At 67.6% G+C, this 23450-nt stretch carries 20 protein-coding genes and 1 pseudogene; 17 read left to right on the top strand and 4 right to left on the bottom strand.

Annotated features, from left to right (window positions below):
• The coding region (locus EON91_RS10595; RefSeq protein WP_292094375.1) for a short-chain fatty acyl-CoA regulator family protein at nucleotides 1–1272 on the bottom strand (1272 nt) is incomplete at its 3' end.
• Between the two features lie 198 nt (nucleotides 1273–1470).
• On the opposite strand from EON91_RS10595, the gene aceA reads away from it, so the two are divergent.
• Both aceA and EON91_RS10585 read left to right on the top strand, forming a co-directional pair.
• Nucleotides 1471–2751 carry an isocitrate lyase gene (aceA, locus tag EON91_RS10590; protein ID WP_292094374.1) on the top strand — a complete coding sequence of 427 codons (1281 nt, stop codon included), beginning with the start codon at nucleotides 1471–1473 and terminating at the stop codon, nucleotides 2749–2751.
• Between the two features lie 17 nt (nucleotides 2752–2768).
• Nucleotides 2769–2978, top strand: coding sequence for a hypothetical protein (locus EON91_RS10585; RefSeq protein WP_292094372.1), 210 nt, complete (start codon nucleotides 2769–2771; stop codon nucleotides 2976–2978).
• Between the two features lie 5 nt (nucleotides 2979–2983).
• Here EON91_RS10585 and EON91_RS10580 read toward each other — a convergent pair whose 3' ends face one another.
• Complete coding sequence (locus EON91_RS10580) at nucleotides 2984–5266, bottom strand: ATP-binding protein (RefSeq protein ID WP_292094370.1); 2283 nt, start codon at nucleotides 5264–5266, stop codon at nucleotides 2984–2986.
• Between the two features lie 157 nt (nucleotides 5267–5423).
• Between EON91_RS10580 and EON91_RS10575 the strand changes: the two genes are divergently transcribed.
• From EON91_RS10575 to EON91_RS10545, 7 genes are all read left to right on the top strand, one after another.
• Nucleotides 5424–6818, top strand: a complete 1395-nt coding sequence (locus tag EON91_RS10575; protein ID WP_292094368.1) for an ATP-binding protein — start codon at nucleotides 5424–5426, stop codon at nucleotides 6816–6818.
• A 119-nt stretch (nucleotides 6819–6937) separates the two neighbouring features.
• Complete coding sequence (pstC, locus tag EON91_RS10570) at nucleotides 6938–8371, top strand: phosphate ABC transporter permease subunit PstC (RefSeq protein WP_292094366.1); 1434 nt, start codon at nucleotides 6938–6940, stop codon at nucleotides 8369–8371.
• Nucleotides 8364–9659: a phosphate ABC transporter permease PstA gene (pstA, locus tag EON91_RS10565; RefSeq protein WP_292094364.1), complete on the top strand. Its 1296-nt coding sequence runs from the start codon at nucleotides 8364–8366 to the stop codon at nucleotides 9657–9659. The genes pstC and pstA overlap by 8 nt, the downstream gene beginning before the upstream one ends.
• 4 nt (nucleotides 9660–9663) lie before the next feature.
• The gene (gene pstB / locus EON91_RS10560) at nucleotides 9664–10494 is read left to right on the top strand and encodes a phosphate ABC transporter ATP-binding protein PstB (protein WP_292094363.1); all 831 of its coding nucleotides are present in this window, start codon (nucleotides 9664–9666) and stop codon (nucleotides 10492–10494) included.
• Between the two features lie 10 nt (nucleotides 10495–10504).
• The gene (gene phoU / locus EON91_RS10555; protein ID WP_292094360.1) at nucleotides 10505–11257 is read left to right on the top strand and encodes a phosphate signaling complex protein PhoU; all 753 of its coding nucleotides are present in this window, start codon (nucleotides 10505–10507) and stop codon (nucleotides 11255–11257) included.
• A gap of 17 nt (nucleotides 11258–11274) precedes the next feature.
• Nucleotides 11275–11964, top strand: coding sequence for a phosphate regulon transcriptional regulator PhoB (gene phoB / locus EON91_RS10550; RefSeq protein ID WP_292094358.1), 690 nt, complete (start codon nucleotides 11275–11277; stop codon nucleotides 11962–11964).
• A gap of 90 nt (nucleotides 11965–12054) precedes the next feature.
• Complete coding sequence (locus tag EON91_RS10545) at nucleotides 12055–12771, top strand: CPBP family glutamic-type intramembrane protease (RefSeq protein ID WP_292094356.1); 717 nt, start codon at nucleotides 12055–12057, stop codon at nucleotides 12769–12771.
• 18 nt (nucleotides 12772–12789) lie between these two features.
• On the opposite strand, the gene EON91_RS10540 is transcribed toward EON91_RS10545, so the two are convergent.
• A complete protein-coding gene (locus EON91_RS10540; protein ID WP_292094354.1) occupies nucleotides 12790–13761 on the bottom strand; it encodes an Hsp33 family molecular chaperone in 972 nt (323 codons plus the stop codon).
• 110 nt (nucleotides 13762–13871) lie between these two features.
• Here EON91_RS10540 and EON91_RS10535 point away from each other — a divergent pair, with 110 nt between their 5' ends.
• The 8 genes and pseudogenes from EON91_RS10535 to EON91_RS10505 all read left to right on the top strand — a co-directional run bounded on the left by EON91_RS10535 (nucleotide 13872) and on the right by EON91_RS10505 (nucleotide 22931).
• A complete protein-coding gene (locus tag EON91_RS10535; RefSeq protein ID WP_292094352.1) occupies nucleotides 13872–15275 on the top strand; it encodes an SDR family oxidoreductase in 1404 nt (467 codons plus the stop codon).
• A gap of 48 nt (nucleotides 15276–15323) precedes the next feature.
• Nucleotides 15324–15851, top strand: a pseudogene (locus EON91_RS14690) (HAD-IB family phosphatase); the annotation flags it as partial.
• Between the two features lie 120 nt (nucleotides 15852–15971).
• Nucleotides 15972–17216, top strand: coding sequence for a phosphoglycerate dehydrogenase (gene serA, locus EON91_RS10530; protein ID WP_366250314.1), 1245 nt, complete (start codon nucleotides 15972–15974; stop codon nucleotides 17214–17216).
• 98 nt (nucleotides 17217–17314) lie between these two features.
• Complete coding sequence (locus tag EON91_RS10525; protein ID WP_292094347.1) at nucleotides 17315–19147, top strand: autotransporter domain-containing protein; 1833 nt, start codon at nucleotides 17315–17317, stop codon at nucleotides 19145–19147.
• 249 nt (nucleotides 19148–19396) lie between these two features.
• Nucleotides 19397–20017, top strand: a complete 621-nt coding sequence (locus tag EON91_RS10520) for a M23 family metallopeptidase (protein ID WP_292094328.1) — start codon at nucleotides 19397–19399, stop codon at nucleotides 20015–20017.
• A 69-nt stretch (nucleotides 20018–20086) separates the two neighbouring features.
• A complete protein-coding gene (locus EON91_RS10515; protein ID WP_292094327.1) occupies nucleotides 20087–21046 on the top strand; it encodes an ATP-binding cassette domain-containing protein in 960 nt (319 codons plus the stop codon).
• Nucleotides 21043–22482 carry an ABC transporter permease gene (locus EON91_RS10510; RefSeq protein WP_292094324.1) on the top strand — a complete coding sequence of 480 codons (1440 nt, stop codon included), beginning with the start codon at nucleotides 21043–21045 and terminating at the stop codon, nucleotides 22480–22482. The genes EON91_RS10515 and EON91_RS10510 overlap by 4 nt, the downstream gene beginning before the upstream one ends.
• A 47-nt stretch (nucleotides 22483–22529) precedes the next feature.
• Complete coding sequence (locus tag EON91_RS10505) at nucleotides 22530–22931, top strand: hypothetical protein (RefSeq protein ID WP_292094322.1); 402 nt, start codon at nucleotides 22530–22532, stop codon at nucleotides 22929–22931.
• Nucleotides 22932–23192: 261 nt separating this feature from the next.
• Here EON91_RS10505 and rpsU read toward each other — a convergent pair whose 3' ends face one another.
• On the bottom strand, nucleotides 23193–23435 hold the full coding sequence (gene rpsU, locus EON91_RS10500; RefSeq protein WP_087120183.1) for a 30S ribosomal protein S21: 243 nt from the start codon (nucleotides 23433–23435) through the stop codon (nucleotides 23193–23195).
• Nucleotides 23436–23450: the final 15 nt, after the last annotated feature.

Raw genomic sequence — 23450 nt, 5'->3', positions numbered from 1 at the left:
GGCGGGGCCGATAGGCGTGACCTCGGGCGCGTTCAGGTCCAGGCCGCGGGCATAGACCAGGCGTTGCGCGTATTTCAGCTCGCAGCCCAGACCGATGGCCAGGTCGTGCCCCTCGGTGAAGGCGTCATGCCCTTGACGGTCGACGGTGCGGGCCAGGGTGAACCAGCGGCCGCCGGGCTTTCCGTCCATGTCCGGCGTCTCGATGATCTGGGTGATGACGCGGCCGGGCGTGCGGAAGGCCGAGTGCAGCCGCCAGCGCGGACAGGCGCCGCCGAAGCGTGAGAAGGGAAAGGCTCCGGAGGCGTAGCGTTTGGAGATGTTCCCGGCCTGATCGACCCGCATCAGGAAGAAGGGCACGCCGCGCGCCGTCGGTCGCGACAGGGTCGTCAGCCGGTGCGCCGCCTGTTCGAAGCCGACGCCGAACCGGGCCTGCAACCGCGCCAGATCATAGCCCGTGTCCTCGACCGTGCGGTGGAAGGCGGCGTAGGGCATCAGGGTCGCGGCGGCCAAGGTATTGGTCAGTGACACCTTCAACAGGGCGTGGGTCGCGCTGTCGGGCGGTGATGCGGCCTGGGTCATCGCCTCCAGATCGGCCCCGTGTTCGCTGAGGGCCAGCTGATAGGCGACGGCGAAAGCGCGGGACGAGGGCCCCAGCGTTTCGGACAGCAGCAGCCGGCGGCGGTGGGGGTCGTAGCGCCGGGTCCATTCGACCATGACCTCGGCCGGCAGGGTACGGACGGTCAGGCCGTGGCGTGACGCCAGATGGGCGCGGGCTAGAGCCTCGAAGCTGACATCGGGCGCGGTGGCGTCTGCGCGCAAGGCATCGTGCAGAGCCTCGCCCAGTGTATCCAGTTCGGGGAAATGGTTGTGACGCGACTGGATGTGTTCACGCACCCATTCGGACGGACTGTCGCCCGGCGCGTCGGCGCGGGTCCGCTCGCGCGTGCGGGCGTCGGCGAAGGCCCGATACAGGCGCAGCAGGGCGTCGGCCAGGGCGGGCTGATCGTCGGTCAGCTGGACGATTTCATGCCGGGGGACGGCCAGACCCTGGAACACCGGATCGGACAGCGCCTCGGTCAGTTCGGTCTCGGAGGCCCCGCCCTGGCCCAGGCCGCGCAGGTCGACGTCATAGGTCTGGGCCAGGCGCAGCAGCAGCTGGGCCGAGACCGGGCGCTGGTTCCGCTCGATATGGTTCAGGTAGGAGGGGGAGACGCCGAGGTCCGCCGCCATCGCCGTCTGGGTCAGCGCAAGATCGCGCCGGAGCCGTTTCAAACGGCCGCCCAGAAACAGTTTACGATCGGCCGTCGTGTCCATTTCGACAGAATGTCACAATATGACTGAACAGCAAGTGTCATATAATGACAAAGCGACATCGTAAGTTGACCGTGCGCTGTATCGAATGTGACTTCGACGTGGTCCTCTGATCCGGACAGCGGTTGCGGCCGCGCCTATCCAGATCAGAGATCGACCATGACCACCTTCGCCGACCTGGTTCCCTCGCCCAAGGGCCGTTTTGACGGCATCGAACGCCCGTACAGCCCGCAGGACGTTCTGCGCCTGCGCGGCTCCGTGCCGATCACCTATTCGCTGGCCGAGCGCGGCGCCAATCGCCTGTGGGAGCTGCTGCACAGCGAGCCCTATATCAACGCCCTGGGCGCGGTGACCGGCAATCAGGCGATGCAGATGGTCCGCGCGGGGCTGAAGGCCATCTATCTGTCCGGCTGGCAGGTGGCGGCCGACGCCAACACCGCCGGGGCCATGTATCCGGACCAGTCGCTGTACCCGGCCAACGCCGCGCCGGAGCTGTGCCGCCGTATCAACCGCACCCTGCAACGCGCCGACCAGATCGAGCACGCCGAGGGCGGCGCCAAGCGGGACTGGTTCGCCCCCATCGTCGCCGACGCCGAGGCCGGCTTCGGCGGGCCGCTGAACAGCTTCGAGATCATGAAGGCCTTCATCGAGGCGGGCGCTGCGGGCGTCCACTTCGAGGACCAACTGGCTTCGGAAAAGAAGTGCGGCCACCTCGGCGGCAAGGTTCTGATCCCGACCCAGGCGCATGAGCGCAACCTGATCGCGGCGCGTCTGGCCGCCGACGTCTGCGGCACGCCGACGATCACGGTCGCCCGCACCGACGCCGAGAGCGCCCAGCTGATCACCTCTGACGTGGACGAGCGCGATCGGCCCTTCATCGACCGCGACAGCCGCACGCCCGAGGGCTTCTTCCGCTTGAAGGAAGGGACCGGCCTGGACCACTGCATCGCGCGCGGCCTGTCCTACGCCAACATCGCCGACCTGCTGTGGTGGGAGACCAGCCATCCCGACCTGGACGACGCGAAACGGTTCGCCGAGGCGGTTCAGAAGGAACACCCCGGCAAGCTGATGGCCTACAACTGCTCGCCGTCCTTCAACTGGAAAGCCAAGCTGGACGACGCCACCATCGCCAAATTTCAGCGTGAGCTGGGGGCCATGGGCTACAAATTCCAGTTCGTGACCCTGGCCGGGTTCCACAGCCTGAACAACGGCATGTTCGAACTGGCCAGCGGCTATCGCGACCGCGGCATGGCCGCCTATTCCGAGCTGCAGCAGCGCGAGTTCGGCAACGAGGCCGCCGGCTACACCGCCACCCGCCACCAGCGCGAGGTCGGCACCGGCTATTTCGACGATGTGGCGACCGTCATCTCGTCCGGCCAGTCCTCGACCACGGCCCTGAAAGACTCCACCGAGACCGCGCAGTTCGTCGCGGCCGAATGAAAAGAGGAGACGAAACGATGCAACCCCTGACCAACCCGGACGCCATCATCGACTTCTGCCTGGCGCCCCTGAACCTGGACACCCGGACGGAGGCCGAGCGCGAGGTCCGTCGCCGGCTGGAGCATGTCATCAAGACGTTCCGGGCGCGGGTGGCCCAGCCGGTGGCTGTCGACTTTTCCGAGATCCCGTCACAGGTGATCAACGAGGCGGCGCACGGCTACGAATAGGCGGCTCAGGCCGCGACCACGGTCTCGACACGAAGGGGCGGGTCCATCACCAGGCCGAGCAGTTCAGCGGCGTTGAACGGTTTGGCCAGGTGCAGGTCCGCCCCGGCGTCGATGGCGCCGGCGATATGTTCGGGCAGGGCGTTGGCCGTCAGCATGACGATGGGCGTCCGCTCCAGTCCCATGGTCGCCTCGTGCAGGCGGATTTCGCGCACGGCGGTCAGGCCGTCCATCACGGGCATCTGCATGTCCATCAGGATCAGATCATAGGTTCGGGATCGGGCGGCCGACAGGGCCTGGGCGCCATCCTCGACCATGGTCAGTTCCACGTCCGCCTGGGCCAGGATCAGTTCGACCACCTTGCGGTTGGTGGGGTGGTCATCGGCCACCAGAATACAGCGGCCCCCCGATTTCGGAGCCAGCCCATGCTCGACCACGGGCGCGGCCTGGGTCGGAGCCGAGGCGATCTTCATCGGCAGGGTCAGGATGAAGGCCGAGCCGCCGCCGGGTTCACTCTCGCAGTCCAGATCGCCACCCATCATGTCCGCCAGCTGACGCGAGATGGCCAGGCCCAGTCCCGAGCCGCCGAAGCGGCGGGTGATGGCGCCGTCCGCCTGTTCGAACCGGCTGAACAGGCGTTCGCGGGTTGCGCTGTCGAAGCCGATGCCGGTGTCCTCGACCGAGAAGCGCAGCGTCGGCGAACCGTCACGATCCGGGCCCCGATCGACGTTCAGGCCGACGAAGCCGGCGCTGGTGAATTTCACAGCGTTGGACACCAGATTGGTCAGCACCTGTTTCAGGCGAACCGGATCGCCCGCGATCCAGACACGCGCGTCAGGCGCGACCTCGACAAAGAAGCGCAGGCCCTTTTCCTCGGCCGTGGCGGCGTACAGGCGAGCCGCCTCATTCACCGTGGTCTCGAGATCGAAGACTTCCTCAGACAATTCCAGGCGGCCGGATTCGACGCGAGCCAGGTCCAGAATGTCGCTGAGCAGGGACTGCAGCGTCTTGCCCGAGGATTCAATGAGAGCCAGCATTTCCGTCTGCGTCGGCGTCAGGTCGGTGCGGGAGAGAGCCTGGGCCAGGCCGATGACGCCGTTCAGGGGTGTGCGGATCTCGTGGCTCATATTGGCCAGGAACAGGCTCTTGGCGCGGTTGGCGCTTTCGGCCGCGTCGCGCGCCTCGGCCAGGGCCTGGGCGTCGCGTTTCAGGTCCGTGATGTCGTTGACCACGGTCACGATGCCGCCCGCCGAGGTCATGCGGTCCTGAACCCGCAGCCAGCGGTCGCCGGCGATACGCTGCTCCATCGTGTTGGACAGGTCGCGGTGCGCGACCATGCGCGCCTCGATCCATTCCTCTTCGCGGCCGGCGGCCTCGGCGTACAGGCCTTCGTCGATGCCGATCTGCAGGATCTCGCGGAAGCTCTGGCCCGCGCGCAGGGCCGAGCGCAGTTCGGGATTCACCTCGGCGTATTTGGCGTTCCACAGGACCAGCCGGTCATTGGCGTCGAAGAAACCCAGACCATCAGGCATGGCGTCGATCGCCTCGCGCAGTTCGCGCAGCGTGGCCAGGCGCGACCAATAGGACAGGGTGGCCAGCGCCGCGCCACCGAGGGCCAGCAACGCGATCAGCCCAACCGCCGCCCACAGCATGGCTGTGTCGTGCAGCAGGATCGGGTCGGGCTGGTTCACCGCCGTCAGCGTCAGACCCGGCAGGCTGATCAGGTGCAGCAGCAGGAAGCCCAGCGCGCCCGCAGCCGCCGCAGCGGTGGTTTTCAGGCGGGGCAGGCGGCGGTTCAGCCAGGAGCCCAGACCAAAGGCCATCACCGGCGCCAGGGTGGCGATGAAGCCCAGCCACAGGTTCCAGTTCACCTCAATCGGCGAGCGGATCGCGGCGACGGCCAGGAAGTTGATCCGCGCGACGGTCAGTGCGACCACCATCACGCCCAGCAGCCGCCACCACTCGTTTCGACCGAGCAGGAAGATGCAGACGCCCAGGAACGTCCCGGACAGGGCGCCGGTGAACGAAATCAGCGTCCGCCCCGGCGCGTAGTTGAGCAGATAGCCGGTATCCAGGCCCAGCATCAGGACGAAATGGCCGGCCCAGGCGCTGAGCCCGACAGCAAGCGAGGTCAGGATTGCCGCCCTCAACTGGCCGCGATGCCCCACGCGCATGGCATGGTTCAGCGTCTCCACGCCCGTGGAGAAGCCGCCAAAACAGACCGCCGTCGCCAGCAGGACGTACCGCCAGTCGAACAGGCCTATGAATTCGCCAAGCGCCGCAGCGACCATCGGGTCCCCTTCCAGGCCTGACTATTCCCGATTGAAGTGAATAAAGCGTAGGCGTAGCCGCAGATTGATCGCGACTTGTCATCAGGGTGACGTGAACCTCTTCTTGAAGGAGGATCGAGCGCACGGCTGATTCCCGTCGCGCGATGGAACCCCCAGCATGCCCTATGAGCATTCGCCATCGCCGGTCGCGCCGTCCCTGACCTCGCGCATGTGGACGGCGGGCGCCAGCGGCGGCGTGGCGATCTGCGTTCTGCTGGTGCTGGCGGTGTTTCATCGCGAGTTGGCCGGATGGCTGGTGCTGGGCGCTGTAGTGGTCGGTTTTTCGACATGGATGGCCAGCCGCCCGCGCCTGACGCCTGCGCCGTCCACCCCGTTGGAGCCTGCGGTCGAGGCGGTCGAGGGGACGGGCGGCTTGCTGAGCGACGCCTTTGAAGCGCTGCGCGATCCGGTGCTGATCGTCGCGGGACGCGAGCCGGACGATGTCGCCGGCCGCATGGTGGTGCTGGCCAACGGCGCCGCCCGCGAGCTGTTCCGCATTCCGCGCCAGGGCGCGCGGCTGGTGTCCGTGGTCCGCGACCCCGGCGTGCTTGAGATTGTGGACGAGGCGCTGTTCGGCGGGGTCGACCGCACGACCGACTATGCCGCCGTCGGGGCGCATGACCGTCACTGGCGCGCGCTGGCCCGGCCCTTGCCGGCCGAGGGTGAGGAGGCGCTGGCGCTGCTGGTGCTGCGGGACGAGACGGACGTGCGCCGTATGGAGCTGATGCGCGTCGACTTCCTGGCCAACGCCAGCCACGAACTGCGCACGCCGCTGGCCTCGCTGTCCGGGTTTATCGAGACGCTGAAGGGACATGCGCGCGAGGACAGTGTGGCGCGGGACCGCTTTCTGGACATCATGGCGGCCCAGGCCGACCGGATGAGCCGGCTGGTCGCGGACCTGCTGTCGCTCAGCCGGATTGAGCTGAACGAGCATATCCCCCCGTCGGGCAAGGTCGATTTGTCGCGGGCGATCTCTGACGTCGCGGACGCCGTCAGCGTCCTGACCGCCGAGCGCAAGGTCGGGGTGCGGATCGAGGGCGGGGCTGTGCGCACGCCGGTGATCGGCGACCGCGACCAGATCGTTCAGGTGGTCCAGAATCTGGTCGACAACGCGGTGAAATATTCGGCCGTGGGCGGGGTGGTCGAGGTGGTCGTCCGTCGCGATGTGTCGATCGACACGCCGCCGGAACTGATCATTCCGGGCAGCACGCGCCTGTCGCTGCTGACACCGGATCACCAGGCGGGGGCGAGATACGCCCAGGTCACGGTGCGCGATCACGGGCCGGGGATGGCGCGCGAATATCTGCCGCGCCTGACCGAGCGTTTCTATCGCGTCGAGGGCCAGAAGAGCGGCGAGCGGCTGGGCACGGGCCTGGGTCTGGCCATCGTCAAACATATCGTCAATCGCCACCGCGGCGGCATGACGGTGGAGAGCGCGCCGGGGCAGGGTGCGGCGTTCACGGCCTATTTCCCGATGGCGCCCGAGGGCCCCGCGCCATCGTCCGAGGCCTGACGACGTAACAGAACTGTCACGCCGCCGTCGTATTCCGCTGACCAATCGCGGGCAGTTTCCGCCGCGACGGATCGGCCCACCGGTGCGTTGTGATTCCCGCGCCTGTCGTCCGGACCCTGATGATCTGGTTTTCCGCTCTTCTGCTGATCGCGCTGGCGATCGTCGCCTATTTCGCCGGGCGTGCCATGGTGCGTCGTCGCGCGGTCGACGGCGCGCGGGCGCATTCGCGGCCCGGCTATTTCGGCGTCTATGCGATGATCTGGGTGGCCGTGCCGGCGCTGGTCATCCTGGCGGGGGCCGGTGTCTTCTCGCGGCAGATCGAGCATCAGCTGCTGGTCGCCGGCGCGCCCGAGGCCGTCAGTCAGCTGGACGGGTTCCGCCGCGACGCCTTCCTGAATGACGCGCGACTGGTCGGGCAGGGGCGGTCGGCCCAGCAGATCTGGCCCCAGGACATCGCCGAGACCCTGCCCGCCGAGGGGCGCCGTGCGGCGCAGATCCGCACGACCCTGAACGTCGCCGGCATCGCCGCCCTGGCGCTGGCGGGCGTTCTGGGCGCGCTGTTCGCCCTGACGCAGATCCGGCCCCAGATGCGCGCCCGCAACCGGGTCGAGGGCTGGGTCGTGGGCCTGCTGTTCGCCTGTTCGGCGGTGGCGGTGCTGACGACCATCGGGATCATCGCCTCGCTGTTGTATGACTCCAGCCGCTTCTTCGCCTCGGTGCCGATCACGGAGTTCCTGTTCGGGACCAAATGGAGCCCGCAGATGGCCATTCGGGCCGATCAGGTCGGCTCGTCCGGGGCGTTTGGGGCCCTGCCGCTGTTCGCCGGCACCTTCCTGATCATGATGATCGCCATGATGGTGGCGGCGCCCATCGGCCTGTTCTCGGCCATCTATCTGTCGGAATACGCCGGGCCGACGGCCCGCGCCGTGTTCAAGCCGCTGCTGGAGATTCTGGCCGGCGTGCCGACCGTGGTCTATGGCTTCTTCGCCGCCCTGACGGTGGGGCCGGCGTTCCGTGTCTTCTTCAATGAGATCGGCCTGATGCTGATCGGCGGGCCGCTGGACGGGCTGGGGCATTATCTGTCCCTGGTCCAGAACCAGATGGCGCTGGTGGCGGGCGCAGTCATGGGGATCATGCTGATCCCGTTCGTCAGCTCGCTGTCGGACGACATCCTGAACGCGGTGCCGCAATCGCTGCGTGACGGCTCCTACGCCATGGGCGCGACCAAGTCCGAGACGGTCAAGCGGGTGCTGCTGCCGGCCGCCCTGCCGGGCATCGCGGGCGCCCTGTTGCTGGCCATGTCGCGGGCCATTGGCGAGACCATGATCGTGACCATGGCGGCCGGTCTGGCGGCCAGGCTGACGCTCAATCCCTTGGATACGGTGACCACGGTGACGGTGCAGATCGTCACCCTGCTGACCGGCGACCAGGAGTTCAACAGCCCCAAGACGCTGGCCGCGTTCGGCCTGGGCCTGACCCTGTTCGTGGTCACCCTGGGCCTGAACATCGTCGCCCAACGCATCGTCCAGGCCTATCGGCAGCAATATGACTGACGCGACCCCCGACATCATTCCGGCCGGTCCGCGCACCCAGCGCCTGAAAGCCGGGCTGAAGCGCCGCTATGCGCGCGAGCGACGCTTCAAATTCTATGGCGGGCTGGCCATCGCCCTGGCGCTGGCCTTCCTCGTGCTGCTGCTGGGCCGACTGGTCGAGCAGGGGCACACGGCCTTCTACAGCCATACGGTGACGACGCCGGTCTATCTGGACCCGGCGCGCATCGATCGCGCCTATCCGCAGGGCTCGAACATCGAACAGATGGTGGCGGAGCAGTCGCTGGTCCGTCTGGGCGCCGTAAACGACCCCGAGGGCAAGAACGCCACCGCCATGCGGGCGCTGTTCTCGTCCGAACTGAAATATCGCGTCGCCGATCTGGTGCAGAACCGGCCCGGCCTGATCGGCCAGACGGTGCCCGTCGCCGCGCCGATGTCGGACGAGGCGGACCTGTTCTACAAGGGCGAAATCTCGCGCGAGACGCCGGCCGACCAGCGTCGCCTCAGCGACCAGCAGATCGCCTGGCTGGATCAGTTGAAGGCCCGCGACGCGGTGCGCGCCCACTTCAACAGCGCCCTGTTCCTGAACGGCGATTCCACCGAGCCGGAGCTGGCGGGGGTGCTGGGCGCGGTGGTCGGGTCGGTGCTGATGCTGCTGGTGACGGCGTTGATCGCCATCCCGGTCGGCGTCGGGGCGGCGGTCTATCTGGAAGAGTTTTCGCCCAAGAACCGGCTGACCAACCTGATCGAGGTCAACATCAACAACCTGGCCGCGGTGCCGTCCATCGTTTACGGCCTGCTGGGTCTGGCGCTGTTCATCAACTGGATGCATCTGCCGCGCGCCAGCCCGCTGGTCGGGGGTCTGGTGCTGGCGCTGATGGCGCTGCCGACCATCATCATCGCGACCCGTTCGGCGCTGAAAGCCACGCCGCAGTCGATCCGCGAAGCCGCCCTGGCCATGGGCGCCAGCCGCACCCAGACGGTGTTCCACCACGTCCTGCCGCTGTCGATGCCGGGCATCATGACAGGGGCCATCATCGCCATGGCCCACGCCCTGGGCGAGACAGCGCCGCTGCTGCTGATCGGCATGATCAGCTTCGTGCCCGGCGTGCCGCACGCCCTGACAGAGCCGACCGGCGCCCTGCCGTCGCTGATCTACATCTGGGAGAACGCGTCCGAGCGCGCCTTCCACGAACGGACCGCCGCCGCCATCCTGATCCTGCTGGCCTTCATGATCGTCATGAACGCCGCCGCTGTCGTCCTGAGACGACGCTTTGAACGTCGCTGGTAAGACCATGAAGTCCAAAATCTTTCGGGCCCCCGATGGCCAATCGAGCGGAGCAGGCGAGGGCGCCCAGGCGACCGCCTTGCCGATCAAGGTCCAGGCGCGCGACGTCTCGGTCTTCTATGGCGACAAACAGGCGCTGTACGACGTCTCGCTGGACGTGCCGGACAAGTCGGTGACGGCGCTGATCGGTCCGTCGGGTTGTGGCAAGTCGACCTTCCTGCGGACGTTCAACCGCATGAACGACACCATTCCGGGCTGCCGCGTCACTGGCCGGATCGAGATGGACGGCGAGGATATCAACGCCCGCTCGGTCGACCCCGTGCTGCTGCGCGCCCAGGTCGGCATGGTGTTCCAGCGCCCGAACCCCTTCCCCAAGAGCATCTACGAGAACGTCGCCTATGGTCCCCGCATCCATGGTCTGACGACGTCCAAGGGTGAGCTGGACGACATGGTGCAAGTGTCGCTGAAGCGCGCGGGCCTGTGGGACGAGGTCGCCGACCGCCTGCACTCGCCCGGCACCGGCCTGTCCGGCGGCCAGCAGCAGCGCCTGGTCATCGCCCGCGCCATCGCGGTCGAACCCGAGGTGATCTTGATGGACGAGCCCTGCTCGGCGCTGGACCCCATCGCGACGGCCAGGATCGAAGAGCTGATCGACGAACTGCGCGAGCGTTATTGCATCGTCATCGTCACCCACTCGATGGCCCAGGCCGCGCGGGTCAGTCAGCAGACCGCCTTCTTCCACATGGGCAATCTGGTCGAGACCGGCGCGACCGAAGAGATGTTCACGAATCCGCGCGAGCGGCGCACGCTCGATTACATCACCGGCCGCTTCGGCTGAGGACGACGCCATGAACCAGCATACGGTCAAGGCCTATGGGGACGAGCTGAACCAGCTGACGGCCGAGGTCGCCCGCATGGGTGGCCTGGCCGAGGCCCAGGTCGCCGACGCCGTGGAATCCGTCGCCCGCCGCGACGTGGCCCTGGCGCGGGCGGTGGTCGAGCGCGACGCGCGGCTGGACGCCCTGCACCGCGACATCGAGCGCAAGGCCATCCGCCTGATCGCCCTGCGCCAGCCGATGGCCAGCGACCTGCGCCGCGCCCTGGCCGCCATGAAGCTGGCGGTTGATCTGGAGCGGACCGGCGACCTGGCCAAGAGCATCGGCAAGCGCGCCCTGATCCTGGCCGAGGGCGAGCCGATGCAGCCCTTGACCCGCTCGATCGAGCGGATGGGCCGGCTGGTGTCGACCCGCCTGCGCGAGGTGCTGGACGCCTATACCGCGTCCGAGGTGGACCGCGCACTGGCCGTCTGGAACACCGACGACGAGGTCGACGAGCACTACAACGCCCTGTTCCGCGAGCTGCTGACCTACATGATGGGGGACGCTCGCACGATCGGCGCCTGCACCCACCTGCTGTTCATGGCCAAGAACCTGGAGCGGATCGGCGATCACGCCACCAACATCGCCGAGACCATCCACTACGAGATCACCGGCGAGGAAATCCTGGGCGACCGTCCGCGCTGGACGCCGACCACGCCCGAGGATCTCGCCACCCCGCCTGCGCCGCCGTCCGTGGCGACGCCTGACACGCCCAACGACTGACGACCGGAGAGCCCGACGTGCAGCCCTATGTTCTGGTTATGGAAGACGAGGACGCGCTGGCCACGCTCCTTCAGTACAACCTCGAGAAGGAGGGCTACCACGTCGTGGTCGCCGCCGACGGCGAAGAAGGGCTGGTCCAGATCGACGAGCGCCTGCCGGACCTGATCGTGCTGGACTGGATGCTGCCCAAGGTGTCGGGCATCGAGGTTTGCCGCCGGGTGCGCGGCCGTCCCGAGACGCGCAACCTGCCGATCATCATGCTGACCGCGCGGGGCGAGGAAACCGACCGCGTGCGCGGCCTGGACACCGGCGCCGACGATTACATGACCAAGCCCTTCTCGATGACCGAGCTGATCGCCCGCATCCGGGCGGTTCTGCGGCGCATTCGTCCGGGCCTGGCCGACGATCGCATCAACCACGGCGACATCGTCATCGACCGCGTCGCCCACCGCGTGCGCCGCGCGGGCCTGGAGATCCATCTGGGGCCGACCGAGTTCCGCCTGCTGGACCATCTGATGCAGCACCCCGGTCGGGTGTTCAGCCGCGAACAACTGCTGGACGCGGTCTGGGGCTCGGACGTCTATGTCGAGGCGCGCACCGTCGACGTCCACGTCGGCCGCCTGCGCAAGGCGCTGAACGTGGAAGGCACCGTCAACCCGATCCGCACCGTGCGTTCGGCAGGGTATTCGCTGGATCTGGGCGGCTGATCGACCGGTAGGCCCACTTACCGATCTGCAATCTGCATCCGCCGGGCGGCGTGACGGCCTCTAACCTCCCAACTGTCGTGGGAGGCGTGGATGTCGGACGCTGTGTGGTGGACATTGGGGTGGATGGCGGCCGTCGCCGTCGTCGTCGGGCTGGGCGCGGCCGCGCTGGGCCGGGGGCGGATAGGCTGGCGATGGCTGATCGCGGCCCTGGCCCTGATGGGGGTGTATGACGCCCTGCTGTCGCGGGGCTATGGCCTGATCCCGCTGGATTTCGGGTCGTCCAGTTGGAACTGGGAAGGCAAGGCGCTGGCCGTGGCGCTGTCGCTGATCGTGGCAAGCCTGCTGGGCTGGAAGCGGTCAGGGCTGACCCTGAAACAGGATCGGCAGGGCCTGCCCGGCGCGCTGGCGCTGTGCGCTGTGCTGGTGGCCGTGTTCGTTGGGCTGGCGCTGTATTTCCCGGGCCAGGGGTTCGACGCCGACAGCCTGGCGTTCCAACTGACCATGCCGGGCCTGGATGAAGAGCTGTTCTATCGCGGCGTGCTTCTGTTGATGCTGAACGAGGCGTTCGGGCGGCCGATCCGCGTGCTGGGCGCGCCGATGGGGTGGGCGGCCGTCATCACGTCCGCCGCGTTCGGCCTGATGCACGCGCTCAGCTATTCGGACGGGGCGTTCGCGTTCGACGCCGTCACCATGGCCGCCACCGGCCTGCCCGCGCTGCTGCTGGTCTGGCTGCGGGAAAAGACCGGCAGTCTGCTGCTGCCGGTCCTGATGCATAATTTCGGCAATGTGGTCTTCATGCTGATCTGAAGACCGGGCGCGCCGGGGCTACTGGCCCCGGACGCTTTCTGGCTCGATCTCGTACTGGGTCGAGCAGTATTCGCACGTGACGTGGATCTTGCCGTCGTCCTCGATCATCTCGGCCCGGTCCGCCTCGGGGAAGGACAGCAGCATTGTGGCGATCCGGTCCTGCGAGCAGCGGCAGACGGCCTTCAGCGGCTGGGCCCCTTCCAGCCGGACGCCGTCCTCGTGGAACAGGCGATACAGCAGGGTCTGGGGCGCGATGGTCGGGTCGATCAGCTCGTCGTCGGCCAGGGTGGCGAACAGGGCGCGACTGCGGTCCCACACCTCTTCGGTCGAACCGCGCGCGGTGTCGCCGGCGATGACCTGGATCATGGCCCCGCCCGCGCGCCACGAACGGCCCGCCTCGGTCGTCACCTCGCCCACGGCCAGGCGGACCTTGGTCGGCACCTGCTCGGACTGCCCGAAATAGTGTTCGGCGCACAGCGACAGGCTTTCGCCCTCGATCGGCGTGATGCCCTGGGTCCGCTCGAAATCCGTTCCCCGGTCCAGCGTCATGATGAAGACGCCCTTGCCCAGCAGCGTCTGCGCGCCGGGGCGGGCGAAGCCTTGCGACACGGCCGCGACCTCGTCCGCGTCAAAGCGACAGAAGCCGCGCATGGTCCCGGCGGTGTCATAGTCGGCCACGACATAGCGCACCGGCCCGTCGCCCTGGGCCTGGACGATCAGCCGGCCCTCGAACTTGAGGCTGGAGCCCACCAGCGCCGCCAGGGCGCACGCCTCGCCCAGCAGGGCGGCGACCGGCTCGGGATAGTCGTGGGCCGACAGGATGGTGTCGATGGTTTCGCCCAGCCGCACCAGGCGACCACGCACGGGCCAGCCCTCGATCTGGAAGGCGGCGGCCAGGTCATCGACAGGCGTGGAAGCGGCGGGCGCGTGATCGGTCACGGCGGAAATCCTCGGTACGAACGGAAGCCGGGCAAGATAGGCGCCCGGCATGGACTTCGTAAGGGGGCATGGTCACGCGCGTGCGATCCGGCCATGATGACCTGCGGAACGGGCCGTGATCGTCGCCGTTCCATCTGACCCCACCTGATCCAGGCCAGAGAATGACTGTAAAACCCACGCTCAAGCCCCTGAAACAGCAAGCTATCGTCATCACCGGGGCCACGTCAGGCGTCGGGCTGGCGACGGCGCGTCGCGCGTCGCGGGCAGGGGCGCGCGTGTTCCTGATCGCCCGGGGTGAGCAGGACCTGAAGTCGCTGTGCGAAGAGCTTCAGGCCGAGGGCGCGCGCTGCGCCTGGGCGGTGGCCGATGTGGCGGATTTCGAGGCGCTGAAAGAGGCGGCCGAGAAATGCCAGCGGCTGTTCGGCGGCTTCGACACCTGGGTCAACAACGCCGGGGTGTCGATCTATGGCCCCATCCGCGAGACCACGCTGGAGGACCAGCGGCGGCTGTTTGAGACCAACTACTGGGGTGCGGTGAACGGCTCTCTGGTCGCGGTCGAGCACCTGCGGGCGCGGCCTGGCGGCGGGGCGATCATCAACGTCGGCTCGATCATGTCGGACCTGCCGTTGCCGGTTCAGGGCGTCTATTCGGCATCGAAGCACGCGCTGAAAGGCTTCACCAACGCCCTGCGGATGGAGCTGATCCGCGAGCAGAGCCCGATCGCTCTGTCACTGGTCAAACCTTCGGCCGTGGACACGCCCTATCCCAAGCATGCGCGGAACCTGACGGGATACGCCGTGGCTAACCCGCAGCCGGTTTATGCGGCTCATGTGGTGGCCGACACTATCCTGTATTGCGCCAGCCATCCGATCCGCGAGATCACCGTGGGGGGCGGTGGCCGGCTGATCGCCAGCTTCTATTCGGCCTTGCCGGGCCTTGCGGAACCACTTTTCGCCCGGTTCGCTCCTTCATTGATGCGGGACAGGGGTTCCGCCTATCAGCCGTTCGACGACGGGCTCTATGACCCGACCGAGGACGGCCTTGATGAAGAGGTTCATTATCCGATGGTTCGACAGTTCAGCGTTCTGGCCGAGGCCCGCAAACATCCCGGAATCGTCGCTGGGGCCGTCGCGGTATTGGCGGGCGTGGGTCTCGCGACGCTCCTGCTCAATCAGCGCAGCGGCCCGACGCGGTTCGAGCATTTCCGCGAGCGGATGAATCCGCGCGGTTGGGTCGACGCCGAGGCGTTGCGTCACCGCTTTGAAGACATTGCGCGCGGCGTTCGTCATGGTGTCGAGGATCTGGGCGAACGCGCCGGGCATGCCGGCGCTGAAAGTCGTGACAAGGCGGGCCGCTGGTTCAGCAAGACGAAGCACGACGTGCAATTCGATCGCCGCGCCGAAAAGGCCAGGGGTTATGCCAGGCATGCCGGCGACTATGCCCGCGACCACGCCAAGGAGGGCGGGGCGGTTCTGGCGCTGCTGACCATCGCGGCCGCCGTGGGCGCCGCCGCGCTGGAAAACCGGCGCGCCGAGGGCCGCACACGCGGGATTTCCCGCTTCTAGGCGACGAGCGCCGTTGCTGCATCTGCGAAGGTGGGATTAGGTGGGCGCATGAGCGCGCCCGCCTTTTTCGTTTTCGACTTCGATTCAACCCTGGTCACCTTCGAGACGCTGGAGGCGCTGGCCGACCTTGCGCTGGACGGTGACGTGGGCGCCGCAGAGGTGCGGGCCGAGATCGCGCGCCTGACCGATCAGGCGATGAACGGCGAACTGGACTTTGGCGAGGCGCTGCGTCGTCGCCTGGCGCTGTTGCCGCTGACCCGTGCGCATGTCGAGGCGCTGGCGGCCAAGGTCACATCCATGGCCACCGGCTCAGTGCGCCGCAACGCGCGCTTTTTCACCGATAACGCCCAGCGCATCTACATCCTGTCCGGCGGCTTCCGCGAGATCATCCAGCCGCTGGCCGAGCGACTGGGGATCGCGGCCGACCACGTGCTGGCCAACGACCTGCGTTATGACATCGACGGGCGTGTGGTCGGTGTCGATGACGCCAATCCGCTGTCGCGTGAAAACGGCAAGCCGGCGGTCATCCAGGCGCTGGGCCTGACCGGACCGGTGGTCATGGTCGGGGACGGCTGGAATGATGCGGAGGTCAAGCTGGCCGGGGCGGCTGACCGTTTCTACGCCTTTACCGAGGTCGTCCGGCGCGACCGCGTCGTCGCCATAGCGGACGCCGAGGCGGCCACCATCGACGAGGTCCTGCATGCCGAGGGCGAGGCGGGGCGTTTCTCGTATCCGCGCAGCCGTATCCGCATGTTGCTGCTGGAGAACATCCACCCCGCCGCCGTCGAGCGGCTGGAGGAGGCGGGCTATTCCGTCGAAACCCAGAAGGGCGCGCTGGACGAGGACGACCTGATTCAGGCGATCAAGGGCGTCCATGTGCTGGGCATCCGGTCCAAGACGACCCTCAGCGCGCGGGTGCTGGAACAGGCCGACAAGCTGATGGCCGTGGCCGCCTTCTGCATCGGCACAAATCAGATCGACCTGGACGCCTGCGCCGACCGCGGCGTGGCGGTGTTCAATGCGCCCTATTCCAACACCCGTTCGGTGACCGAACTGGCCATCGGCCTGACCATCGTCCTGATGCGGGACGTGGTGGACAAGTCGGTCGCCATGCACCGGGGCGAATGGAACAAGTCGGCGACGGGCTCGCGCGAGCTGCGGGGCAAGACGCTGGGCATCGTCGGCTATGGCGCCATCGGCAGCCAGCTGTCGGTGCTGGCCGAAGCGCTGGGGATGCGGGTCATCTTCCACGACCTGTCGGAACGTCTGGCGCTGGGCAACGCGCGGCGGATGAAGAGCCTGGACGCCCTGCTGGCCGAGGCGGACGTGGTCAGCTTGCATGTCGACGGGCGTAGGGAGAACACCGCCATCATCGGCGCGGCCGAGCTGTCGCGGATGAAGCCGGGGGCGTTGCTGCTGAACCTGTCGCGCGGCCATGTGGTCGATGTCGGGGCGCTGGCCCAGGCGCTGGGTTCGGGCCGGATCGGCGGCGCGGCCGTCGATGTCTTTCCCGAGGAGCCCCGCACCAACGCCGACCCGTTCGACAGCCCGCTGGCGGGCCTGAAGAACGTCATCCTGACCCCGCATATCGGCGGTTCCACGGAAGAGGCGCAGGAGGCCATCGCCGAATTCGCGGCCGAGCGGCTGCTGGGCTATCTGAATCGGGGCGACACCACCTTCTGCGTCAATCTGCCGAACGTGCAGCTGGCCGAGGTGACGGGCGCGCACCGCATCCTGCACATCCACCGGAACCAGCCGGGCGTGCTGGCCGAGCTGAACCAGGCGCTGTCGGCGGCCGGGCTGAACATTCTGGGCCAGCACCTGAAGACGGATGAGCGCACGGGCTATGTCATCACCGACGTGGACAGGGGCTACGACCCCGAAGCGTTGAAGGCCCTGCGTGACGTACCGGGCACGCTGCGCTTCCGAATGCTTCAGTAGGCGGACCAAGTTTCCCTAACGGTATCTTGCGCGTCGGTAATTAGCACGCGCAGACTGCGGCCAACGGCCACAGCTGATGGCCGAGGGAGGATTCATCGATGTCACGTCTTCTGCGATCCGCGGCGATCGCGGCCCTGACCATGGCCGCCTGCGCCGTCACGGGCGCTGCCAGCGCCCAGACCTATGACCGTCTGGTCGTGTTCGGCGACAGCCTGAGCGACAACGGCAACCTGTATGCGGTCACGGCCGGCGCCCGACCGCCGGCGCCGATCTACTGGCAGGGCCGATTCTCGGACGGGCCGGTCTTCACCGAGCTGCTGGGCTTCAACGCCGGTCGCATCACGGCAGGCGCGCCGGTCACGGGCAGCGTCAACCTGGCCTTCGGCGGCGCGCGGACCGACGCCTCGGCCTCGCCGCCCGGCATGCGCACGCAACTGGGTATGTACCAGATGTCAGGCGGAACCTTCGGCGCCAATGACCTGGTCAGCGTGCTGGGCGGGGCCAACAATATCTTCCAGGGACTGGAAGCGTTCGGCGACCTGCCGGCCGGCAGCCCCGCCCTGGCCAATCCGACCGGCTATATGGCGCCCATCGCCCTGGGCGCCGCCGTCGATATGAACGCCATCGTCGGCGCGATCGCGAGCGAGGGCGCGGGTACGATCCTTGTCACCAACCTGCCGAAGCTCAGCCTGACGCCGGCTTTCCGCGGGACCGCCGCCGGGGCCCTGGCCGACTTTGCGGTGGGTCAATTCAACGGCGCCCTGTCGACCGGCATGTTCGCCACCGCCGCCGCGCAGCCGGGGACTAACATCATCCTGATGGACCTGTTCAAGGTCGGCGACACCATCGCCGCCAACCCCGGCGCGTTCGGCATCAGCAATGTGACCCAGCCGTGCTTCAACGAGCTGGCGATGACCCTCTGCTCCAACCCGGGCGACTATTTCTACTTCGACGGGGTCCACCCGACCGCAGCCGGTCACCGTGTGATCGCGCGTCTGGCCAATGACTACCTGTACTATGGCGACCTGGGGGCCGGCACGGCGTTGCAGGCCGAGACGGCGGCGCGTCACCGCGAGGATGGGCTGGACGCCGCCAGCGAGGCGATGTCCGGCCGCGCCGCCTGGTCCGCCGGCACCGCGATCTCGGTCGGCGCCCTGATCGACCGCACCAGCACCGATGCGCGCGGTTCGGTCGCCGAAAGCGACAGCGACGGCTATGGCGTCCGCATCGCGCTGGAAAGCGGCCCGTCGACCGACTGGCGGTTCGGCATGGCCGGCACCTATCGCCGGGCCGAGGTCGAGGGCGGGGCGCACAGCTTCGACCTGAACACCTTTGGGCTGGACATCTATGGCGGCTGGCGCTCGGGCGATGTGTTCGTCAATGCGGCGGCCGGTGTGGCCGACGACAAGTACGACACCGAGCGCGTCACGGCGCTTGGCCCGGTCACCCACACCGGCTCGACCCGTGGTCTCAGCAAGGGCGCGCGTTTGCAGGGCGGCCTGTGGATGGACATGGGCGGGCTGGCGATCTCGCCCCGGGCGGCCGTGACCTGGACCAGCAGCGACGTCGACGGCTATGTCGAACAGGGCGTCGCCGCCCAGTACGCCTATGGCGACCACACCCTGGACGGGGTGACGGCCGAGATCGCTCTGCGGGCCGAGGGCGCGATGGGGCCGTTCGGCTTCTACGCCGAGGGCGGCTATCGCGACAGTCTGGACGATGGCGGCGATCCTGTTCGCGTCGGCATTTCCGGCAGCCCCTCGCATGTGCTGGACCGCCAGGTCGAGGACGCGTTCGGCGGCCAGTTCCTGGCCTCGGCCGGGGTCGAGGGCACGGTCGGGCCGGTAAACGTCAGCTTCGGCTATCGTGGCCGCTTTGGCGACCATGCTGACAGCCACATGGGCGCCATCAAGCTGTCACTGCCGCTCTAGGTCGAGCTGAAAATCTGTCGGGAGGGCCGCGTGATCCGTCATGCGGCCCTTTTGATTCCAAAAGGGAAAACAGCGAGTTCCATGGGTGCGACGCCTTGTCACCCTTCGTCGCCCCATTCCTGACCGTTCGCAGGTGCAAAAAGCCGTCAACCGGCTGTCGGCGACCGCTACTGTTCGCCTCCCGCGCCTTGCGTGGCCATGACGGCCTCCCGCCCGCTCAGTTGAGCGAGACCGGAGTGTAAAACCAGTATGCGTCTGCTTTCGCCGGCCGTAAGGCCGCACGTCATCCACCTTGGCCAGATGGCCGCCTTGGCCGCCACCGCAGTTCTGGCCATGGCCGCCGCCCCCAGCGTCCCGGCTGATCAGGGGGCGATCGAAATCTCCCTTCCCGAAGCGCCGCCTGTCACCGCCGTCGCCGAGCCCGCGGGGCCGGTGATGCGTGAAATCCTGTTCGAGCGCCCTGTGCGCGGTTACGAGATCAACTCCCGCTTTGGCCTGCGCAAGCTGTCGTTCGAGCGTCAGGCCCGCCACCACAAGGGCGTGGATATCGCCGCGCCCCAAGGCACCAGTGTCTTCGCCGCCGCCGAGGGCGAGGTGATCCGCCGTGGCTATGACAAGGACGGCTACGGCAATTTCGTGGAGGTGCGGCATCCCAACGGCATGACCACCCTGTATGGCCACCTTAGCCGGGTGGATCTGGCGTCGGGCGACAACGTCTATGCCGGAAGCCGTATCGGTCTGGTCGGCTCGACCGGGCGCTCGACCGGCCCGCATCTGCATTTCGAAGTGCGCCGTGACGGCCAGCAGGTCGATCCCGCGCGCGTCATGGGCCAGACCTTCGAGATCGTGGCCGAGCCTGCTCAGGCCTGATTAACCTCTTTCAACTGGCGACAATCCCGGGACGCTTGCTAGGTTGGCGGCGTCATCCGAGGAGAAGCCATGCCCGCCGCCCTGACGCTGGATCACATCAGCAAGCGTTACGGGGATTTCGATGCCGTCCGTGATCTGAGCTTTCAGGTCGGACGAGGCTCGATCTGCGGCTTTCTGGGACCCAACGGGGCGGGCAAGACCTCGACCCTGCGCATGATCCTGGGCCTGCAGCCCGCTACGTCCGGCCGGATCGAGATCCTGGGCGCGGACGACGGGCGCAAGGTGCGCGACCGGATCGGCTTCCTGCCCGAGGAGCGGGGCCTCTACAAGAAGATGACGCCGGTCGAGGCCATCGCCTTCTTCGGCTCGCTGAAGGGCCTGCCGACCGGCGAAGGTCGCCGCCGCGCCAAGGACATGCTGGAGTCCCAGGGCCTGGGCGGCGCGCAGAAAAAGAAGATGAAGGACCTGTCCAAGGGCATGGCCCAGAAGGTCCAACTGATCGCCTCGGTGGTGCATCGGCCCGAGTTCGTCATCCTGGACGAGCCGTTTTCCGGCCTTGACCCGATGAACCAGCAGGGGCTGGAGCAGATGATACGGGGACTGGCCGCTGACGGCGCCACCGTCCTGTTCTCCACCCATGTGATGCAGCACGCCGAACGCCTGTGCGACAAGGTCGTGCTGCTGGCGCGGGGCCGCAAGGCGTTCGAGGGCACTGTGACTGAGGCGCGGGCCACCTCGCCCCGTTTTCTTGAACTTGAAGGCGCTATCACGCCGGATTCGGTCGCGACCTTGCCCGGTGTGACCGGTGTCACGGTGGCGACCGAAACGGACGGCGTCCGCACGCTGAAGGCCGCGCTGGCGTCGGGCGCATCGGGGCAAGAGGCGCTGAAGGCGGCCTTCCTGCACGGGCTGGACGTGAGGCGGTTCGAACTGCGCGAGCCGACGCTGCACGACGCCTTCATCGGTCTGACCGGCGATCATCCGGACATCGACCAGACCCAAACTGCGGCCGGGGAGGGCGCACGATGAAACGCACCCTGCTGATCGCGCGCCGTGAGTTCATGGCCTATGCCCGCACCGTCGGCTTCTGGCTGTCGCTGCTGGCCTTTCCGATTTTCGCCGTGCTGGGCGGGGGCATTCCGGTCCTGATCCGGGGGGCCGAGCCGGTCAGGGCCGTCGCCATCGTCGAGGACGCGCCCGCGACCGGCCTGGCCGCTTCCGTCCGGCAGGCGCTGGAGGCCGAGCAGGGCCGGCGCGATATCGCCGCCCTGCGCATGGCCGCGATCCCCGAGGCGGGGACCGAGGCCGGGGACCGGGTGCGCAAGGTGGCCGAGAGCCAGGGGTTCGACGCCGGCCTGACCGCGCTGCAGGCCGAGGCGCCGCGCGCCGGCGCCGGGTTCAGCCGTCCCAAACGGGCCATGCGCCTGGTCGATGCGCCCACTGATATCGCCGCCGCCGCGCCGGGCGAGGCGCGCGACGCCGCCGTGCGTCAGGCCCTGGGCGAGGATGCGCCCGAGGATCAGCGCCTGAACGCCGTTGTCTTCCTGAGCCAGTCGGAACAGGGGCCCGCCGCCCGCGTCTGGACCGCACGAACATCCGATACGACGGTCGAAGGCGCGATCCGCGAGGCGTTGAAGGACGCCCATCGCCGCCAGGCCTTCGCCGCCGCCGGGATCGACCCCACGGTGGTCGCGGGGACCGAGGCGTTCCGGCCAGAGGTGGCGGTCTTCTCGCCCCGCGCCGCCACGGGGGGCGAGGTGTCGTTCCGCGACCGCCTGCCGGGCGTGATCGGTCTGGCGGCGGGCTTTGTGCTGTGGTCGCTGATCATCACCGGCGCCTCAATCCTGTTGAACAGCGTGATGGAGGAGAAGGCGAACCGTATCCTCGAGGTGCTGCTGTCCTCGGCCTCGGCGACCGAGATCCTGACAGGCAAGGTGCTGGGGGTGGCGCTGCTGACCCTGACGGTGCTGGTGGTGTGGGTCGGAATTGGCGCGATCGGCCTAACCGCCGGAGTGCCCAACATCGCCCGCGACGTCGGCTCGGTGCTGATGGAGGGCGGGCTGCTGATCTATTTCCTGCTCTATATGGTCGGCGGATATCTGATGTACGCGGTGCTGTTCGCGGCCATCGGCGCCTTCTGCGAGACGCCGCGCGACGCCCAGACCCTGATGGGACCCATCATGATGATCCTGGTCGTGCCGATCCTGGTCATGCAGATGGCGCTGCAGACGCCGGACGCGCCGCTGGTGAAGGTATTGTCGTGGATTCCCTTCTTCACCCCCTTCCTGATGAGCGCCCGCGCGCCCAGCGATCCGCCGATGATCGAGATCGCGCTGACGCTGCTAGGAATGTTCCTGACCGCCGCCTTGATGGTCTGGATCGCCGGCCGCGCCTTCCGCGCCGGCGCCCTGTCCGACGTGAAGCTGAGCTGGAAGAGCTTTGCCGGGGCGGTGACGGGTCGGTGAGGGGACTGGATTACTTCTCTCTTCGCGGGGAGGCTCGCCGCATTCGGGTGAAGTCCGTTCTTCTTTCCAGCGTTCGCCGTCGAGGCAGCGCTTGGAAGGAGTGGGTCGGCTTCGAGTTCTCCAAGAGTTTAATCCCAATCGGGGCCGTGAGCCTGGCGGGCCTGGCTGGCCTGCCGATACCGTTTTGGGTCGCCATGGCGACGATGGCTATCGCTGGTGCTTGGGTGCTTTTCGTGGGCGCTAATGCACTACCGGTCACGATGCGGCTGGATCGCCGAAGGGAGGCTTTCCTGAAGGTGGCTGGCTATGACCTCGGCATTTCGGTGATGTCGGACAACACGGCGTGGCGCCACGCGCTTAGCGGGCGGCCGCGCAGGGATTATCTGGTCGCGCTTAAGCAAGCGCGGCTTGAGCGCGACCAATCTGAAGTCGATCCGACGCACAGCTGAGCCCAGCCAGCGTTATGGGCGCGGTGGCGGGAAATAAGGCGTCGTCGCTCTCTCGCAACTGGGGAGGGTAGTTGAGGCCGTCAGCCGTCGGATGGCGCGGCAAGGCGAAACAACCGCCACACCTCACTTACACCTCCCCACCCGGCCTCCGTTTCGCTTCGTCCACCCTCCCCGGGACGGGGGGCAGAGGGGCGCTGAATCAAAAAGGCCGCTCTGGTTTCCCAGAGCGGCCTTTGATCATTCAGCCTTGGCTGGAACGGCTTAACGGCCGCCCGGAACCCGAGGCTTCGGAGCCGGCAGCAGGCCTTCGCGCTGGGCGCGCTTGCGGGCCAGCTTGCGGGCGCGGCGGACAGCCTCGGCCTTTTGACGGGCGCGCTTTTCCGACGGCTTTTCGTAATGAACGTGGCGCTTCATTTCACGGAAGCTGCCTTCGCGTTGCATCTTCTTCTTGAGGGCTTTCAGCGCTTGATCGACGTTATTATCGCGAACGAAAATCTGTACCAGGTTGAACTCTCCTTT

The organism is Brevundimonas sp. (assembly GCF_004210735.1).
Lineage (GTDB): Bacteria > Pseudomonadota > Alphaproteobacteria > Caulobacterales > Caulobacteraceae > Brevundimonas.
This window is presented reverse-complemented; position numbering and strand designations above follow the sequence as displayed.

What these genes read in the sequence shown, in the direction of transcription:
- aceA (WP_292094374.1), top strand. Translation starts at nt 1,471, where the DNA reads ATGACCACCTTCGCCGACCTGGTTCCCTCGCCCAAGGGCCGTTTTGAC.
- EON91_RS10585 (WP_292094372.1), top strand. Translation starts at nt 2,769, where the DNA reads ATGCAACCCCTGACCAACCCGGACGCCATCATCGACTTCTGCCTGGCG.
- EON91_RS10580 (WP_292094370.1), bottom strand. Translation starts at nt 5,266, where the DNA reads ATGGTCGCTGCGGCGCTTGGCGAATTCATAGGCCTGTTCGACTGGCGG.
- EON91_RS10575 (WP_292094368.1), top strand. Translation starts at nt 5,424, where the DNA reads ATGCCCTATGAGCATTCGCCATCGCCGGTCGCGCCGTCCCTGACCTCG.
- pstC (WP_292094366.1), top strand. Translation starts at nt 6,938, where the DNA reads ATGATCTGGTTTTCCGCTCTTCTGCTGATCGCGCTGGCGATCGTCGCC.
- pstA (WP_292094364.1), top strand. Translation starts at nt 8,364, where the DNA reads ATGACTGACGCGACCCCCGACATCATTCCGGCCGGTCCGCGCACCCAG.
- pstB (WP_292094363.1), top strand. Translation starts at nt 9,664, where the DNA reads ATGAAGTCCAAAATCTTTCGGGCCCCCGATGGCCAATCGAGCGGAGCA.
- phoU (WP_292094360.1), top strand. Translation starts at nt 10,505, where the DNA reads ATGAACCAGCATACGGTCAAGGCCTATGGGGACGAGCTGAACCAGCTG.
- EON91_RS10545 (WP_292094356.1), top strand. Translation starts at nt 12,055, where the DNA reads ATGTCGGACGCTGTGTGGTGGACATTGGGGTGGATGGCGGCCGTCGCC.
- EON91_RS10540 (WP_292094354.1), bottom strand. Translation starts at nt 13,761, where the DNA reads ATGCCGGGCGCCTATCTTGCCCGGCTTCCGTTCGTACCGAGGATTTCC.
- EON91_RS10535 (WP_292094352.1), top strand. Translation starts at nt 13,872, where the DNA reads ATGACTGTAAAACCCACGCTCAAGCCCCTGAAACAGCAAGCTATCGTC.
- EON91_RS10525 (WP_292094347.1), top strand. Translation starts at nt 17,315, where the DNA reads ATGTCACGTCTTCTGCGATCCGCGGCGATCGCGGCCCTGACCATGGCC.
- EON91_RS10520 (WP_292094328.1), top strand. Translation starts at nt 19,397, where the DNA reads ATGCGTCTGCTTTCGCCGGCCGTAAGGCCGCACGTCATCCACCTTGGC.
- EON91_RS10515 (WP_292094327.1), top strand. Translation starts at nt 20,087, where the DNA reads ATGCCCGCCGCCCTGACGCTGGATCACATCAGCAAGCGTTACGGGGAT.
- EON91_RS10510 (WP_292094324.1), top strand. Translation starts at nt 21,043, where the DNA reads ATGAAACGCACCCTGCTGATCGCGCGCCGTGAGTTCATGGCCTATGCC.